Genomic DNA, 17225 nt, shown 5'->3' with positions numbered 1-17225 from the left:
CCCCATCCAGACACAAGGCGAGCAAGCAGGAGAAACAACGATGTTTCTGGACGATGACTTCCTTCTGACCACCGGCACCGCGAAGACGCTGTTCCACGAGTACGCGAAGCCGCTGCCGATCATCGACTACCACTGTCACCTCAATCCGTCCGAGATCGCCGAGGACGAGAACTTCTCCGGCATCGTGGAGGCATGGCTCGGGGGTGACGACTACGGCGACCACTACAAGTGGCGTCTGATGCGCGCGAACGGCGTCGACGAGGAGCTGGTGACCGGCCACGCGGACGACTGGGAGAAGTTCCAGGCGTTCGCGGGGGCCATCGAGAAGGCCGTCGGCAACCCCGTCTATCAGTGGACCCACCTGGAGCTGCGCAGGATCTTCGGGATCGAGACCGACCTCAATCGAAGCACCGCGCGGGCGATCTTCGACCGCACGAATGAGCTGCTGGCCACCCCGGAGTTCTCCCGGCGCGGCCTCATACGGAAGTTCGGCGTCGAGGTCGTCTGCACCACCGACGACCCCGCCGACGACCTGCACTTCCACCGTGAGCTGGCGGCCGACAAGACCGTCGAGGTCATCCCCGCGATGCGCCCGGACAAGGCGCTCAACATCGACAAGGACGGCTACGGGGCCTGGGTGGACCACCTGGAGGAGGCCGTCGGCCACCCGGTGTCGGGGTTCACGGGGCTCACCGACGCCCTCGCCGAGCGGGTCGACCACTTCCACGAGATGGGCGGGCGGTTGTCCGACCACGCCGTCGACGTCGTCACCTACGACGAGGCGAGCCCGGCGCAGCTCGACGCGATCACGGACAAGGCGCGCCTCGGACAGTCCCTGTCCGCGCTCGAGGTCTCGCAGTACCGGACCGGGCTCCTCAAGAGCCTGATGCGGATCTACCACGACCACGACTGGACGATGCAGATCCACCTCCGCGCGGCCCGGAACCTCAACTCGGCGATGTTCGCGGTGCACGGTGCCGACACCGGCTACGACGCGATGTGGGACCGCCCGATGGTGGAGCCGCTGACGCGCCTGCTCGACTCCGCGCAGACCGCCGGCGTCGTGCCCAAGACGATCATCTACTCCCTCAACCCCAACGACTGGCTGCCGATCGCCACGGCGTTCGGTTGCTTCCAGGGCGGCACGGTCCAGAAGTTCCAGCTCGGCAACGCGTGGTGGTTCGACGACACCCGCTCGGGCATCCGCCGCCAGCTGGAGACCCAGGCGGAGCAGTCCCTCCTGGGCAACTTCGTCGGGATGACGACCGACTCGCGGTCGTTCCTGTCCTACCCGCGCCACGAGTTCTTCCGCCGCATCCTGTGCGAGCTGGTCGGCGAGTGGGTGGAGCGCGGCGAGGCCACCGGCGACATCGAGGCGCTCGGACGCCTGGTCGCCGACGTCTCGTACCACAACGCAAAGGCAATCTTCGCCGCCTGAGTCCCCCGACCGGATACACCGGGCCCCCCGTCCGCGGTGACCCGCACACAGGTCGCCGCCGACCGGCGTACGCCGAGACGGGTCACGGACGTCCGGCGACTCGGCAATCAACAGAACGGCCTGCCGCATACCGCACGTGGCGCGATGAGATTCCACGCGTCCCGATGCGCTTCTGCGGCACCGGCGCGGATTCACGCAATTCATTCTCCTTGGCTGAGAACGGTCTTGCCGAACCGCACCCGACATTGGTGTCAGCAAAAAATACAAGCGGAGATGATGGGCAATGGCAACGGAGACAAGCCCAGACCCGAGTGGCTTGGCGGCCTCGCCGCCGGACGGTGACAGAGCGGTCGCTCTCAAGAACCCCAAGAGCGGGGAGATCGAGACCAAAGAAAAGGCCCTGTACGGCTTCGGCGACTTCGGCAACGGCTTCATGTTCGACCTGGGCCAGAGCTACCTGACGAAGTTCTGGATCGACGAGAACGGGATCGGCGCAGGCGTCGTCGCCCTGATCTTCTCCCTCACGAAGGTCTTCGACGCGTTCATGGATCCGCTGGCCGCCAGCTGGATCGACTCCCGGAAGATCGGCAAGCGGGGCAAGTTCCGTCCGGTCATGATGGGCGGGGCCGTCGCCCTCGCCGTCCTGACGGTGGTCACCTTCACGATGCCCGACCTCTCCATGGGCTGGAAGATCACGTGGGCCGCCGGCAGCTATGCGCTCTGGGGCGTCGTCTACGCGTTCACCAACAACCCGTACCAGTCCATGGCGTCGGTCATGACGCGCGGCGTCGAGGACAGGGCCTTCCTGGCGTCGAGCCGGCAGGTGGGATCGCTGGGCGCCCAGTGGATCACGGGCTTCGCCTTCATCCCGATCCTCACCTGGCTCGGCATGACCCACAGCTCCTGGGCGTTGACGTCGCTCGTGATGGCCGGCGTCGGCGTCATCGGGTTCTACATCTGCTACAAGAGCTCGCACGAGCGGGTCCAGGTCAACCGCTCCGTCGGGTACCAGCGCAACTCGGCCAAGGACTACGCGAAGGTCGTCTTCACCAACCGACCGCTCCTCGGCCTTGTGCTGATGACGCTGTTCCTCATCTCCGCGATGAACGTGAACAACATGATGATGGTGTTCTTCGCGCAGTACAACCTCGGCAGCATGGGCCTGCAGCCGAAGATCAACCTCATCATGATCGGCGTGTCCGCACTGACCGTCCTGCTCATCCCGAAGATGGTGAAGCGCTGGGGCAAGAAGAAGCTCGCGATCGTCGGGTGCACCGTCGGCGCGTGCGCGAACCTCCTGAACTTCATCCTCCCCACCCACCTGTGGTCCTTCATCGTCCTGGTGACGATCGGCTACGTCGGCCTTGCCATCCCGAACGGCGTCACCTGGGCATTCGTGTCCGATACGATCGACTACTCGGAATGGCACACCGGGGTCCGCAAAGAGACGATGGTCTCGGCGGCCTTCAACTTCTCGCGGAAGATCGCGCAGTCGCTGGCGGCGCTGATCGGCGCCGGGATGCTCTCGCTGACCGGGTACGTCGCCAACAAGGATGACCAGTCGTCCGGGACGCTGAGCGGGATCAAGAGCGTCATGACGCTCTACCCGGCGATCGCGCTGGTCGTCGGCGGGATCGTCCTCGCCTTCGTCTACAACCTCACGGACGACAAGTTCAAGGCGATCGCGGCCGACCTCGAGGCCGGCCGCTGGGAGCACGGCGTGATCGGCGCCGACCAGTCCGCGCAAGCTGTTGACGGCGACGAGTCGACGGAGCACTGACCCCAGGCAGCCGCGGTGTGGTCAGCCGTCAGGCCGGCGGCCGCTCTCGATCAACCACCACCGGCCGGGGCGCCTTTGACGTTCGGGCGGGAAATCCGGTGGCGCCGGTGTCCGTGTCGTCGTATGGTCTGCCGCGTGATCGAGCAGCGGCTGTAGCCGCTGTGCCGGAGCCGAGTAGCAGGAGGTGTGACCGATGACTGTCTTTGCGATGGGCGCTGCCCGCATCCAGACGTTCGTCCGATCCACCTCCGTGGCTCCCGGCTGACCACTTCGACTTCGCGCACACCGCGCGCTGCCGGGGCTGCCCTTCCGAAGGGTTCCTCCGTTGTCTTTCGCTTCACTTCAGGTTTCATCCGCTTCGTCGTACCCTCTCGTCCCCTACGGCTGGGACGCCGACTGGGCCGCCGAGTTCGCCCCGTACGGCGAGCAGGGCCTCCTGCCCGGTCGTGTCGTGCGTGTCGACCGCGGGCAGTGCGACCTCGTCACCGCCGACGGCGTGGTGCGCGCCGACACCGAGTTCGTCGTGCCCCGCGACCCCATGAAGGTCGTGTGCACGGGCGACTGGGCTGCCGTCGATCTGTCCGGGGCCGACCCGCGGTACGTACGAGCGCTGCTGCCGCGCCGTACCGCCTTCGTACGCTCCACCTCCTCCAAGCGGTCCGAGGGACAGATCCTCGCCGCCAACGTCGACCACGCGATCGTCGCCGTGTCGCTGGCCGTCGAGCTCGACCTCGGTCGTGTCGAGCGCTTCCTCGCCCTCGCCTGGGAGTCCGGGGCACAGCCAGCGGTCGTGCTGACCAAGGCCGACCTGGTGCCCGACGCGGCGACGCTGGCGTACCTGGTCCAAGATGTCGAGGCGACCGCGCCCGGGGTGCCCGTGCTCACCGTCAGCGCGCTGCACGACGACGGCCTCGACGTCCTCACCGCCGTGGTCGGCGGCGGTACCTCCGTCCTGCTCGGGCAGTCCGGCGCGGGCAAGTCGACGCTCGCCAACGCGCTGGTCGGTGAGGACGTCATGTCCGTCCACACCGTGCGTGACATGGACGGGAAGGGACGGCACACCACGACCACCCGCAACCTCCTCCTGCTGCCCGGCGGGGGAGTGCTCATCGACACCCCCGGGCTGCGCGGCGTCGGGCTGTGGGACGCCGAGGCGGGCGTGGGGCAGGTGTTCGCCGAGATCGAGGAACTGGCGGAGAGCTGCCGCTTCCACGACTGTGCCCACGAGAGTGAGCCGGGGTGCGCGGTGCTCGCCGCCGTTGCCTCCGGCGGGTTGGCGGAACGGCGGCTGGCCAGTTATCGCAAGCTGCTGCGGGAGAACCAGTGGATCGTCGCCAAGACGGACGCGCGGGTTCGGGCCGAACTGCGGCGGGAGTGGCGGCGGAAGGGGCAGGAGGGGCGGGCTCTGGGCGAGGCGAAGCGCGGGCTGCGGGGCCGCTGACACTTGGTCTCGGCAAGGGCTCCTCGGCTTCGCCTTCGGAGCCTTTCGTTCCCACCCGCACCGCCCGTGCGGGAAGCGTTGCCGGGTGCGGGTGGCCCCGTGGGGGTTGCCCGCACCCGGCGGCTGCCGGGTGTGGGGTGGGTGCGCGCGGCCGGGGAGCTGCGATAACCGGTTTCAGGACCGGCCGTCCGCGTGCTTTTGTGGGCCATGCTCTCCACCGACCGGCTGCTCGCCTTCGCGGCGATGTCGTTCCTGCTGATCGTGATACCGGGACCGAGCGTCCTGTTCGTGATCGGACGTGCCCTCGCCCAGGGCCGGCGGGCCGCGCTGACCACCGTGCTCGGGAACACGCTGGGCGCGTACGTCCTCGTCGTGGCCGTCGCGCTCGGCGTCGGGCAGATCGTGGAGCGCTCGGTGCCGGTGTTCACCGTGCTGAAGCTCGCCGGAGCCGCCTATCTGGTGTACCTGGGCGTCAAGGCGGTGCGGCGGCGCGGTGCGCTGAGCGCCGTGTTCCAGGGCGGGGAGAGCGTCGCGCACGGGGGACTGCGGACCCTGGGCGAGGGGTTCGCGGTCGGGGTGACCAACCCCAAGACGATCGTGTTCTTCGCCGCCGTACTGCCCCAGTTCGTCGACCGGGACGGCGGGCACATCACCTGGCAGATGCTGCTGCTCGGGCTGGTCTTCAACGCCATCGCCCTGGTCTCCGACGGAGTGTGGGGCCTGACCGCCGCCACCGCCCGCGACTGGTTCGCCCGCTCCCCGCGCCGTCTCGCGGCCGTCGGCGGCATCGGCGGCCTCACCATGATCGGCCTCGGCGTCACCGTCGCGGTGACCGGCCGCAGGGACTGACACCCGGAGACAAGTCGACACTTTCACCCGGGAGGGGGGTCGCGGGTGACGTTGTGCGCCCCCCGCCGTTCTCCATGTCGCTGCCACTTCGGTGGCTTTGACCTGCGATGAAGAACGGATTTTCATGATCGGGGCTGGTTCATGAGCAGGACCCGGCGCATGCTCGCCGGACTGCTCTTCCTCACCCTCGCGGCCCCCGCCGCGCACACCGCCACCGCACACGCCGCACCGGCCGACACCACACCGGCGTACATCGTGGCCGCCCGCCCGGCCGTGCCCGACGGCACCGGCGGGTCCGAGGCCGCGCACGTCCCCGTGTGGACCGGCAGCTGGGAAGCCGCCGTCTCCGGTGCGGGCGCGCTGCCGCCCGGGTCCGTGGTGCGCAATGTCGTGCACCTCAGCGTCGGCGGTACGGCCGTCCGGGTACGGCTCAGCAACCGGCTCGGCACCGAGCCGCTGCGCCTCGACGCGGTCACCGTCGCCCGGCGGGGGCCGGGGCGCCCCGACAGCCCCGTGGCGGAGCCCGGTTCGATGCGCACCCTCACCTTCCGGGGCGAGCGCGCGGTCGTCGTCCCGCCCGGCGCGGACGCCGTCAGCGACCCGGTCCGGCTGACCGTGCCCGCGGGCGCCGACCTCCTCGTCACCGTCGGCCCCCGCCCCGGCTCCGCACTCGTGAGCTATCACCGCACCGCCCTGCGCACCAGCTTCGTCGCGCCGTACGGCACCGCCGCCGACGACGAGGAGGGCGACGCATACAGCGACACCACCCGCTCCTGGTACTACGTCACCGGCATCGACGTCCGCACCACCCGCGCCGCGGGCAGCGTCGCCGCGTTCGGCGACTCCCTCACCGACGGCAACGGCTCCACCCCCGACACCGACCACCGCTGGCCCGACCTGCTCGCCGCCCGGCTGCGCGACCTGCCCCCCTACCGCCGCCTCGGCGTCCTCAACGCCGGGATCTCCGGCAACCGGCTCCTGCACGAGGGCGTCGGTCCCGACGCCCTGTCCCGGCTGGACGCCGACGCGCTGAGCAGGAGCGGGGTACGGGTCCTCGTCATGTTCGAGGGCATCAACGACCTCAAGGGCAGCCCCGCCGTCACCGACGCCGCGGCCTTCGAGCGGGCGTACCGCACGATCGTCGACCGCGCGCACCGGCACGGCATCCGGGTCATCGGTGCGACCATCACCCCGTTCGCCGGCCACCCCGGCTACACGCCCGCCCGCGACGCCGTACGACGGGAGGTCAACTCCGTCATCCGCGGCGGGGACCTCTTCGACGCGGTGGTCGACTTCGACGCCGTCGTCCGCGACCCCGACCAGCCCTGGCGGATCCGCCCGCTCTACGACTGCGGCGACCATCTGCACTTCGGTGACGCGGGCATGCAGGCGCTGGCCGACGCGATCGACCTCGCCGAGCTGACGGTCCCCTACGGCCCCTCCGGCCCGGACGCCCCCGTTTGGGTCACCCCCAGATCACCGCGCCCAGCCACGCCCCCGCGATGAGCATGCACGTGAACAACTCCGCGAGCACGCTGGAACCGCCCGAGCGCATCGTGGTGCGCAGCGACGCGAGCGCCTCGCGCCGGCCGCCGAGGCGCAGCCGCTCGTGGAGATAGATCCCGGCCATGAAACCGGGTATCGCGCCGAGCACCGGGAGCAGGACGAAGCCCAGGAGGGCGCCTGCTCCCGCGTAACCCCACAACTTCGGTGTGGCTCCGATGGTGCGCAGCCGGCGGGGCGGCAGCGCCCAGCGCACCACCTGGGAGAGGAACAGCACGGCCGTCGCCCCGACCAGGATGCCCCACGCGACCGGTTGCGGGTCCTTCAGCGCCCACCACAGGACCGCTGACCACACCAGCCACGAGCCCGGCACCCCGGGCACCAGCACTCCGCACAGGCCGAACAGCACGACCAAGCCGACCAGCAGGAGTTCCCACACTCCCATCTGCCCAGAGTGCCGGACCCCGGCCGGGACGGCAGGTCGCGGGTGACCAGGACTGTCTCCCCCCTCGCCATCCCGCTCGTGGCCTGCCGCTACGGGCACGCCGCCTGGCAGATTTTCGGGATGCCCCGTTTCCAACTGCCCGTAGCGGTGGACAATTGGGGGCATGAGCCAGCAGGGGGGAAGGCCCACCCGTCGGGACGACGACTGGTGGGGGCAGCTGTACGACGACTCCACCGAGGACACGGGCCCCACAACCGGCCCGGATTCCGTGGACGACCGTTTCACCTCGGCGAGAAACACTCTCACCGGCCCCCCACCACCCCCGACAACCCCTCCCGGCAACCCCGCCCCGCAGCAGCTCACCGACGCCGCCGACCGGCAGCCCCCGGCCGACCGCGCCTGGTGGGAGTCCACGGAAGGCCGGGCGGGGCGGGGGCCCGGTTCGGGAGCGCAGCGTGGCTCAGGCGGGAGCATGCCGCAGGACTCCGCACCGCCTCCGCCTCGGGAGCCGGGTGACGGTGTCCCGCAGGCGCCCGGTGGTGGTACCGGCCGGTCTTCGGGCGAGCGTGCTCAGGGTCAGGGGGATTCCGCGGAGGGCCGCGCCCCGCAGCCGCCCGGGCCAGGCTCGCCGGAGGTGCCCCCCGGGGGTGCGCCGCAGGGCTTCGGTGGGCGTCCGCCTCAGGGGCGAGGCGGCAGCACCGACCGGGCTTCGGCCGATCCCGCTCGCAGGGAAGCCGGAGAAGGCCGCGCGCCCCAGGGGCCGCCGTCGGGCTCCCCGCAGGGTTTCGGTGGTCCTCCACCTCAGCCACTCGGCGACCGCCGTGGCGACGCCTCCGTCGGCCGTGCCCGTGACGATTCCGCACCGGGCCGCACTCCGCAGCCGCCCGTGTCGCGTCCGCCGCAGGGTTTCGCCGGGCGTCCGCCACAGCCGCCCGGCGCCCCTGCCCCGCGGCCTTCCGGTACCAGCCCGGCCCCGCAGACCTACGGCACCCCCCGCGCCCCGCAGCCGCCTGGCGCTGCCGCTGCCCCGCAGCCTCCCGGCACCGACCGCGGTCCCCGGCCGCCCCGCGCCACCGCCCCCCAACCCCCCGTCGCCCCTGCGCCGCAGGGCGCCGTCCCGCCGTCACGGGCGGACGCGCCGCCGTCCATGCCGCCGTCCATGCCGCCGTCCTGGGCGGACGGGCCGCCGCCCGTGACGCCGCTCCCCACGCGCGCCGACTCCCCGTACCCCCGGATCCCCGGTGCCGGTACGGGGCGGCACCGGGCGCCCTGGGAGGCGCCTCCCGCCGTGCCGCCGGGGCCCGTGAACTTCCCCTCCGGCCCGAAACCACCCGCCGCCCCGGCCGGTGGCCCCGCCGTCCCCTCCGCCGGGCCACCGTCCCCCGCCACCCACCCGCCGGGATTCCCCGGCGTCACCCGCCCCGACATCCCCTCACCCCCTGGATCCATGCCACAGCCTGAGTCGTCCGCCCCGTCCGCCCCGTCCGCCCCGTCCGTCCCCTCGAACCCGTCCGTCCCCTCGAACCCGTCCGCCGTTCTCGACTACGTCGGTTCCGGCCCGCCCACCTACGCCGCCGAGCCCACCGCGCTCCCCGCCGCCGATCCCGACGGGCTCGGTGATCTCGTCGCCGACACCGTGCTGGACGGTGCCCGGTACGGGGCCTGCACCCTGCGGGCGGTCTCCGTGCGCGGGGACTCGGCACGGTTCCGCGGGGAGCCGCGCCGGGACTCGCTGCTCACCGCCCGGTTCGGCGACGGCGACCAGGCGCTGGTGCTGGTCGCGATGGCCACCGGCGCGCGGGCCACGCCGAACGCGCACCGGGCGGCCGCCGAGGCGTGCCGGTGGATCGGACGGGCCGTGGGCCGCAGCCATGCCCGGCTCGCCGAGGACATCCGCGCGGCCAGACGCGGCGACCTCAAGTCCGGGCTCCAGCGCCTGACCGACCGCAGCCTCGGAAAGCTGCGCGCGGGCGCCGCCGAGCAGGGCGTCGATCCGGAGGAGTACACGGCCACCCTGCGCTGTCTGCTGCTCCCGGCCGACCCGGAGTGCCGTATCCGGGTGTTCTTCGGCGTCGGCGCGGGCGGTCTGTTCCGGCTGCGGGACGGCGAGTGGCAGGACATCGAGCCGCGGGTCACCGACGCCACCGGCGACGCGGTCGTCGGCTTCGGTTCACGGCCGGCCGAGACCCCCGAGGGCGACCGGCTCACCATGGACCTCGGCATCCCGACGCCGCCGAGCCCGTACGAGGCCGCCCCCGAGCCGCCCCGCGAGCCGTTCCGGTTCCGGGCGTCGGTAGCCCGGCCGGGTGATGTGCTGCTGCTGAGCACCGGCGGCCTCGCCGATCCGCTGCGCGGTGCGCCGGAGCTGTCCGGGCATCTGGCCGGACGGTGGGCGGGGGCGGCGCCGCCCGGTCTGGCGGCGTTCCTCGCGGACACCGGCGTACGGGTCAAGGGGTACGCGGACGACCGTACGGCGGCGGCTGTCTGGGAGGCGTGAGAGCGGTCGCTGTGGATGGATGGACCCAGGGAACGGAAGGGGTGCATCGATCCATGGCCAAGCAGAACGTCGCCGAGCAGTTCGTCGACATCCTCGCCCGCGCGGGCGTACGGCGTATCTACGGTGTGGTCGGGGACAGCCTCAACCCCGTCGTGGACGCCGTGCGCCGCACCTCCGCCGTCGACTGGGTGCATGTACGGCACGAGGAGACCGCCGCGTTCGCCGCGGGCGCCGAGGCACAGATCACCGGGAAGCTGGCAGCCTGCGCGGGCTCCTGCGGCCCCGGCAATCTGCACCTCATCAACGGCCTCTACGACGCCCACCGTTCCATGGCGCCCGTGCTCGCCCTCGCCTCGCACATCCCGGCGAGCGAGATCGGGCTGGGCTACTTCCAGGAGACCCACCCCGACCAGTTGTTCCGCGAGTGCAGCCACTACAGCGAGCTGATCTCCAGCCCCCGGCAGATGCCGCGTCTGCTCCAGACCGCCATCCAGCACGCCGTGGGCCAGAGCGGCGTCAGCGTCGTCTCGCTGCCCGGCGACATCGCCTCGGCGCCCGCGCCCGAGAAGTCCGCCGCGTCCGCCCTGGTCACCTCGCGGCCCACCGTACGGCCGGGTGACGCCGAGATCGATCGGCTCGTCGAGATGATCGACGAGGCCGACAAGGTCACCCTGTTCTGCGGCAGCGGCACGGCCGGGGCGCACACCGAGGTGATGGAACTCGCCGGGAAGATCAAGTCTCCGGTGGGGCATGCGCTGCGCGGCAAGGAGTGGATCCAGTACGACAACCCGTACGACGTCGGGATGAGCGGCCTGCTCGGCTACGGCGCCGCCTACGAGGCCACCCACGAGTGCGATCTGCTGATCCTGCTCGGCACCGACTTCCCGTACAACGCGTTCCTGCCGGACGACGTCAAGATCGCCCAGGTGGATGTGCGGCCCGAGCACCTCGGCCGCCGCTCCCGGCTCGACCTCGCGGTGTGGGGCGATGTGCGCGAGACACTGCGCTGTCTGACCCCGCGGGTGGGGACCAAGGAGAACCGGCGCTTCCTGGACAGGATGCTGAAGAAACACGCCGACGCCCTGGAGGGGGTGGTGAAGGCGTACACCCGCAAGGTCGACCGGCACATCCCCATCCACCCCGAGTACGTCGCCTCCGTGCTCGACGAGCTCGCCGACGACGACGCCGTGTTCACCATCGATACCGGGATGTGCAATGTCTGGGCCGCCCGGTACATCACGCCCAACGGCCGCCGCAGGGTCATCGGTTCGTTCTCGCACGGCTCGATGGCGAACGCGCTGCCCATGGCGATCGGCGCGCAGTTCACCGACCGGCGCCGCCAGGTGGTGTCGATGTCGGGCGACGGCGGATTCGCCATGCTGATGGGCGACTTCCTCAGCCTCGTCCAGCACGATCTGCCGGTGAAGGTCGTCCTGTTCAACAACTCCGCGCTCAGCATGGTCGAGCTGGAGATGCTGGTCTCCGGACTGCCCTCCTACGGCACCACGAACGTCAACCCCGACTTCGCCGCCGTCGCCCGCGCCTGCGGCGCCCACGGGACACGGGTCGAGAAGCCGAGGCAGCTCGCGGGCGCCCTCAGGGACGCGTTCCGGCACAAGGGCCCGGCCCTCGTCGACATCGTCACCGACCCCAATGCCCTGTCCATCCCGCCCAAGATCAGCGCCGAGATGGTCACCGGCTTCGCGCTGTCCGCCTCCAAGATGGTGCTGGACGGCGGCGTCGGCCGGATGCTCCAGATGGCCCGTTCCAACCTCCGTAATGTGCCACGCCCCTAGACCTTTTCCCCAGCGCGGTCCGGCCGGCGGACCGACGGATTCCGGCTCACCGCAGGGGGAGGGGACCGCTGGGTTCCGGCCAGATTCACGTGCAGCGCGAGAAGTACCGGGCCGCCCGCCGGTGCCCGTCGCGTCATCCGCCCCGGGCGGCCCCCGCACCGCGTCGCGAGGGATCATGCGAGGTTACGGTGCCGTAGGCAGGAGATCCGCGGACGGGGCCGTACGACCGTCACGGCGTCGTCCGGACGCCGGGGACCGGCCGTCGCGGCGGACGGCCGGGCGCGGCCGGATCGGGGCGCCGTTCCCGCGCCCCGGGACGGCCTGAGCATGGCCGAACACCTGGTCGTCAACTACTGGACATGACTGGCCCGTTCACCACCCGGGCATGGATCGGGTGAACGTGTTCGATCAGGAGGGGTACCTGCGACAGCGTGCGGGCGGGGGTCATGGAGAGGCAAGCACGAGGGGGCGGTCCCGTGACGATCGGGGCTTCCTCGGCCAAGGCAGCGGAGGAAGAGACCGGCACCGTCACGGAACGGGCGCCGGAACCGCAACTCAGACGCAGACTGGGCAGGGCGGACCTGCGGGCCGTCTCCGAATCACGCAAGGCTCTGCGAGAACTTCTGTGCGAGTGGGGCGGGGGAGGGGGCGGGGGCGGCGGAAGCGGGCGGTCCGGGGCACCGGAGTCGGCGACGCACGGCGCCGGCGGCTCGGCCACGGCGAACGGTTCGGCCGCCGTGAACGGTCAGCCCGTGTCGGGCCTCTCCGAGGAACCGGACGCATCCGAGGTGGCGGACGTCGCGGTGCTGCTCACCAGCGAACTTGTCACCAACGCCCTCATCCACACCGACCACGACGCCGTTCTGACCGCGACCGTCGGACCCGGTGGACTGCACGTGGAGGTACGGGACTTCGTGGCCCGCAGACCGCGCCTGTGCGTACCCGACGTGGACGACGGCACACACGGCAGGGGCCTGCTCCTGGTCCAGTCCCTCGCGGACGCCTGGGGCGTGCGGACCCATGGGGTGGGGAAGTCGGTGTGGTTCGAACTGGACGTTGCCTAGCGCCTGCCCCTGGGACCGGAGCATGAGCGGGCGACCATGACACGGGGCGGGGGCGCGACCTGTCACAGGTCGCGCCCCCGCCCCGAATCGTGCCTGCGGCCGAGGCCGCTCACTGACTGCTTGTCAGCCGAACTGCTGCTCCAGGTCCTTCAGCTTGCGCTCCAGGGAGTCGAGCCGCGGGAGAGCCATGGTGTCGTCCTCCGCGGTGAGATCGACCTTGAGGGAGTCAGAACCTTGGCGCACGGGCTGGAGCGAGGGACGGGTACGCACGGGCAGCTGGTCGGCTGCTATGGCAGGCTCCGCGGACACACGCTCGGCGCTCGCCCGCTCCAGTGCGGCGGGCTCGGGAGCCTGGTGGCCCGGACCCCGGCCGATGAAGCGGTGACCCCGGCTGAGCGCCTTGAGCTGGGCGCGCTCGACGCGCTGCTGCTCCCGGCGGCGCATCCGGGCGTCCTCCTTCTGGCGGCGGTCGTCGCGCACCTCCTCGACGGCCTCGTCCAGGCTGCGCACGCCCTCCAGCAGCATCAGCGACCAGGCGCTGTACGTCTCACGCGGGGCCCGCAGCCAGCGCACCATACGGATCTGCGGCAGCGGACGCGGCACCAGACCCTGCTCGCGCAGCGCGGCACGGCGGGTCTGCTTCAGCGCGCGGTCGAACAGCACCGCGGCGGACAGGGACATGCCGGCGAAGAACTGCGGGGCACCCGCGTGGTCGATGCCGCGGGGCGCGTGCACCCAGTTGAACCAGGCCGAGGCGCCTGCGAAGGTCCACACGAGGATGCGCGAGCCGAGCGCCGCGTCACCGTGGCTGGCCTCCCGCACCGCGAGCACGGAGCAGAACATCGCCGCACCGTCGAGGCCGAACGGCACCAGGTACTCCCAGCCGTCCGTCAGTCCGAGGTTCTCCTGGCCGAAGCCCACCAGGCCGTGGAACGACAGGGCGGCCGCGACCGAGGCGCAACCGAACAGGAGTACATAGGACGCCGTCGCGTAGATGGCCTCCTTGCGCCTGCGGCGCTCCTCGCTGCGCTCCCACGAGTCCTCCGCCTTCGCGTGCTCCCCGGACCGCTTGCTGCGCGCGAGCACCGCCACCGCCGCCAGCATGCCCAGGAGCAGTACGGCGCCCGGAAGCAGCCAGTTCAGCGATATGTCGGTCAGTCTCATCTGGGGTCCCTTGCATTGGGATAGGGCGTAACGCCCGTCATAGTGGCCCACTCCGCCAAGCCCTCAGGGGGTTTCGGGGCAAGAGGCCGCCAAGGAAGTGCAAGGGGATGCCATGGGCGGCGTACTGCCCGAACTGCCGTTTGAGGGGCGGGAGTTGAGTTCGAGTAAGACTACCCGTACGGATGGTTCCACGGAAAGTTACTGCGAAAAGTGAGAAACTTGTGAAGCGCCTGTAACCGTACGTGCGCCCTGCTCGCCGGTGATCTTACGCGAGGGGTGTGGCGCACGGTGCTGAGGAGGGTTCAAGCCGCCGCAATCGTTATGGGTTTGACGTTCCGGACGGTGCCACAGGTACGGGGACAGGTCGCGCAGGTGTCCGTGGGACGGATGGTGTAGAACATGCAGCAACTGGCCCGGAGGTACGGCCCGGTGCCCCGGACGGCCCCCGGCAGCAGCAGCGCCAGCTCACGCAGCGCGCGCCGCTCCATGCTCCCACTGCCCTCACCGTCCTTGCCGTCCTCGCCGTCCTCGCCGTTGTCGCCGTTGTCGCCGTCCTGACCGTGCCTGCTGTCCTCGCCGAGCAACGGGGCGATGTAGCGCAGCCCTTCGACGATCTCGTCGGTCACCGTCGCCCGCAGCGCGCGCCCGCGCCGCCGCATCCGCGGCCCGAACGCGGCCAGCAGCGGCTCCAGATGCTCCGCGACGGCCGCCTGCAGCTCTGTGCGCAGCGCCTCCTCGTCCGGGACCACGCGGGCGCCGGGCAGCGCGGCGGCCGGATCGTCCGGGAGGCAGGCGAAGGAGACGGGGCATACGGCCATCCGGCCGGCCATGCGGTCGTACGCCACGTGCGTCACGGGGAGTCGCGGCACCCGGTGCTCCAGCAGCCAGGGGACGGTGAACAGCAGACAGGCCGGCCAGGCGTACCGGTGCAGGGCGAAGCTCGCGACCACGTCCGCGCGGGCCCTGGTGCCGTAGTCCCGCAGGACCTGGGCGTCGTCCCAGGCGAGGAAGGCGTCCAGTTCGGCTCCGCCAGAGGCCAGCGAGGCCGCGCCGAACCAGCCGCCGCCCTGCGGGAGCCCTTCACCGGGACCCGGTTCCGTCACGGCGAGGCCCGGGAAGGCGGCGGTGAGCCGGGTGTACGCGGACGTGAGGGGCGACGTGAGGACGGGCATGCCGGGACCGCCGATTTCGACATCGAGTGTAGGTAAGGCTCACCTTACTAGGCGGGGCCTGGATTTGAACTGCCGTCGGCTACCCCTAAGGTGCTTGACGGACGAGTAACAACCCGCAGTAATGACCCCAAGACCGACGAACCCGGAGGAGGCCCCCGTGAAGCAGAGCGCCCAGAGCTCGGCGGGGGAATCCAAGCCGGGGCCGGATACGGGGTCCGCGGCGGAACCGGTCACGGGGCTGAGGCTCAGGACGGAGCCGGGGCCGGCCATGGCGTCGAGCACCGGGACGGAACCGGGTCCGGTCCAGGAGCCCCGCCCGGCGCCGGGACCCGTCCAGCCCGTCCGCGCCGTCCCGCAGCACGGCCACCCCCGGGTGCCGCTCCAGCCGACCGCCGCTGACATGAACCGACCCGCGCAGGGCACCGGACAAGCCCGAGGCCCGGTTCGGCAAGCCGGGCACGGCCCCGCGGAAGGGCCCGCCGCAAGGCCCGCACAGGCGGCCCCGTCCGGCGCCCGGGGAGAGCACACGCACAGTGAGCCTCCCGCCCCGGCGTCCCGGCCGGTGGTTCAGCGTTCCTCCGTGCGGGGGCAGATCCTCGACGCGCTGCGCACTGCGCTGGCCGCTGGGAAACTCACCCCCGGTGAGGTGTACTCGGCGCCCGTGCTCGGTGAGCGGTTCGGTGTCTCCGCGACGCCCGTGCGGGAGGCCATGCAGCAGCTCGCCCTGGAAGGCGCCGTGGAGGTCGTACCGAACCGCGGCTTCCGTGTCGTACGGCGGGGGGCCCGCGAACTCGCCGAACTCGCCGAGATCCGCGCCCTGATCGAGGTCCCGGTGCTGCTCCAGCTGGCCCGCACCGTGCCCGCCGAGCGCTGGGCGGAACTGCGGCCCGCCGCCGAGCAGACGGTCCGTGCGGCGGCCTCCGGCTGCCCCGCCGCCTACGGCGAGTCCGACCGCGCCTTCCACCGCGCCGTCCTCGCCCTCTCCGGCAACGAGCAACTGGTCCGCCTCGCCGAGGACCTGCACCGCCGCGCCCAGTGGCCCCTCACCAACGCCGCGTCCCACCACCCGCGCACCGACCTCCTCGCCGACGCGACGGAGCACACGGCCCTGCTGGACGCGCTGACCGCTCGCGACCTCGACGCCGTGCGCTTCGTACTCGGCGAGCATTTCGCGGGCACCGCCTGAGGGGTGGGGGCGCGGGTCGCGGAGAGCGGCTGATCGATCGCACGGTGCCGTGGGGCTCGGTCGCTTCACCGCGCTGGAGCGCGTGACCGCTCGGCAGGCTCATCGCCCCCGTCCGCCCCCTGGCGTCCCCGTGTGCGCACAGTGCCGTAGGGCGCAAAAAAGACCCGTGCGGGACGGTCCGCTCGGCCGGACCGTCCCGCACGGGTCGCTCAGGGGAGTGGGGTCACTCGCCCCCGTCGCCCTTGCCGCCGGTCGCCGTCTTGGAGTAACCGTCGTGCCACGCGGCCTTCGCGCCGGAGTCGCCGATGCGGTACACATCGACGACCGCGCCGGCGGCCACCACCACGGACAGCACCGCGGCGGCGATACGGACGATCGACGCCGTGCGACCGGCACCCAGACCGCCGCTCTCCGGCCCGCTCTGTGCCCCGCCCTGCGCGCCGTCCTGCGCACCGCTCTCCGCGGCGGCAGCCTTGCGCGTGATCCACCACACCACCGCCGCCAGCAAGAACAGGCCCAGCGCCCACGGAAGCATCCCGTCACCCAGCTCGGCGTGGCGCTGTACCAGGGGGTCGCTGTCGACATGCCGCTCCAGCCACTCGCCCGCCTGGGTGGCCACCGGCACACTCGCCAGGGTCACCAGGGCCATGACGGGGAGACCGATGCCTATGCGCCGCGCCGCCGCTGGCCAGACAGCGGAGGCCACCAGGGCCAGCGCGGTCAGCGGGACCATGACGACGACGAAGTGGACAAGCAGGACATGCGCGGGCAGTCCATTGATGAGGCTCATGCGAGGCGCTCCTCAGGGGGGTCGGGCGCGCCAGCCTGGCACAGGAACTTCTCAGGTTCCTCTGAACACCCGCTCAGACGCCGCCTGTTGGAACTCCAGA

The 17225-nt window shown here is 71.6% G+C and carries 13 protein-coding genes; 9 read left to right on the top strand and 4 right to left on the bottom strand.

The window, feature by feature from the left end:
- Positions 1–40: 40 nt before the first annotated feature.
- The 5 genes from uxaC (at position 41) to ACSYGN_RS08180 (ending at position 7014) form a co-directional block, all read left to right on the top strand.
- Complete coding sequence (gene uxaC, locus ACSYGN_RS08200) at positions 41–1438, top strand: glucuronate isomerase (RefSeq protein WP_460393395.1); 1398 nt, start codon at positions 41–43, stop codon at positions 1436–1438.
- 283 nt (positions 1439–1721) lie between these two features.
- Positions 1722–3218: a glycoside-pentoside-hexuronide (GPH):cation symporter gene (locus ACSYGN_RS08195; RefSeq protein WP_460393393.1), complete on the top strand. Its 1497-nt coding sequence runs from the start codon at positions 1722–1724 to the stop codon at positions 3216–3218.
- 325 nt (positions 3219–3543) lie between these two features.
- On the top strand, positions 3544–4659 hold the full coding sequence (rsgA, locus tag ACSYGN_RS08190) for a ribosome small subunit-dependent GTPase A (RefSeq protein WP_460393391.1): 1116 nt from the start codon (positions 3544–3546) through the stop codon (positions 4657–4659).
- Between the two features lie 207 nt (positions 4660–4866).
- Positions 4867–5508: a LysE family translocator gene (locus ACSYGN_RS08185; protein ID WP_460403291.1), complete on the top strand. Its 642-nt coding sequence runs from the start codon at positions 4867–4869 to the stop codon at positions 5506–5508.
- Between the two features lie 141 nt (positions 5509–5649).
- Complete coding sequence (locus ACSYGN_RS08180; protein WP_460393389.1) at positions 5650–7014, top strand: SGNH/GDSL hydrolase family protein; 1365 nt, start codon at positions 5650–5652, stop codon at positions 7012–7014.
- On the opposite strand, the gene ACSYGN_RS08175 is transcribed toward ACSYGN_RS08180, so the two are convergent.
- Positions 6974–7456, bottom strand: coding sequence for a DUF456 domain-containing protein (locus tag ACSYGN_RS08175; RefSeq protein WP_460393387.1), 483 nt, complete (start codon positions 7454–7456; stop codon positions 6974–6976). The two genes, ACSYGN_RS08180 and ACSYGN_RS08175, sit on opposite strands and share 41 nt — an antisense overlap.
- Positions 7457–8903: 1447 nt before the next feature.
- Between ACSYGN_RS08175 and ACSYGN_RS08170 the strand changes: the two genes are divergently transcribed.
- From ACSYGN_RS08170 to ACSYGN_RS08160, 3 genes are all read left to right on the top strand, one after another.
- Positions 8904–9953, top strand: a complete 1050-nt coding sequence (locus ACSYGN_RS08170) for a protein phosphatase 2C domain-containing protein (RefSeq protein WP_460393385.1) — start codon at positions 8904–8906, stop codon at positions 9951–9953.
- Positions 9954–10006: 53 nt separating this feature from the next.
- A complete protein-coding gene (locus ACSYGN_RS08165) occupies positions 10007–11749 on the top strand; it encodes a pyruvate dehydrogenase (protein WP_460393383.1) in 1743 nt (580 codons plus the stop codon).
- Positions 11750–12231: 482 nt separating this feature from the next.
- Positions 12232–12813, top strand: coding sequence for an ATP-binding protein (locus tag ACSYGN_RS08160; RefSeq protein WP_460403289.1), 582 nt, complete (start codon positions 12232–12234; stop codon positions 12811–12813).
- Positions 12814–12936: 123 nt separating this feature from the next.
- On the opposite strand, the gene ACSYGN_RS08155 is transcribed toward ACSYGN_RS08160, so the two are convergent.
- Together ACSYGN_RS08155 and ACSYGN_RS08150 are read right to left on the bottom strand one after the other, a co-directional pair.
- Positions 12937–13977 carry a DUF2637 domain-containing protein gene (locus ACSYGN_RS08155; protein ID WP_460393381.1) on the bottom strand — a complete coding sequence of 347 codons (1041 nt, stop codon included), beginning with the start codon at positions 13975–13977 and terminating at the stop codon, positions 12937–12939.
- Positions 13978–14279: 302 nt separating this feature from the next.
- The gene (locus ACSYGN_RS08150; RefSeq protein ID WP_460393379.1) at positions 14280–15149 is read right to left on the bottom strand and encodes a (2Fe-2S)-binding protein; all 870 of its coding nucleotides are present in this window, start codon (positions 15147–15149) and stop codon (positions 14280–14282) included.
- 400 nt (positions 15150–15549) lie between these two features.
- Here ACSYGN_RS08150 and ACSYGN_RS08145 point away from each other — a divergent pair, with 400 nt between their 5' ends.
- A complete protein-coding gene (locus ACSYGN_RS08145; RefSeq protein WP_460403287.1) occupies positions 15550–16335 on the top strand; it encodes a GntR family transcriptional regulator in 786 nt (261 codons plus the stop codon).
- A gap of 223 nt (positions 16336–16558) precedes the next feature.
- On the opposite strand, the gene ACSYGN_RS08140 is transcribed toward ACSYGN_RS08145, so the two are convergent.
- Positions 16559–17125, bottom strand: coding sequence for a DUF2231 domain-containing protein (locus ACSYGN_RS08140; RefSeq protein ID WP_460393377.1), 567 nt, complete (start codon positions 17123–17125; stop codon positions 16559–16561).
- Positions 17126–17225: the final 100 nt, after the last annotated feature.

This window comes from Streptomyces sp. YIM S03343 (assembly GCF_054729195.1).
Note: the sequence above shows the minus strand (reverse complement) of the source record. Positions and strands in the feature narration are given on the sequence as shown.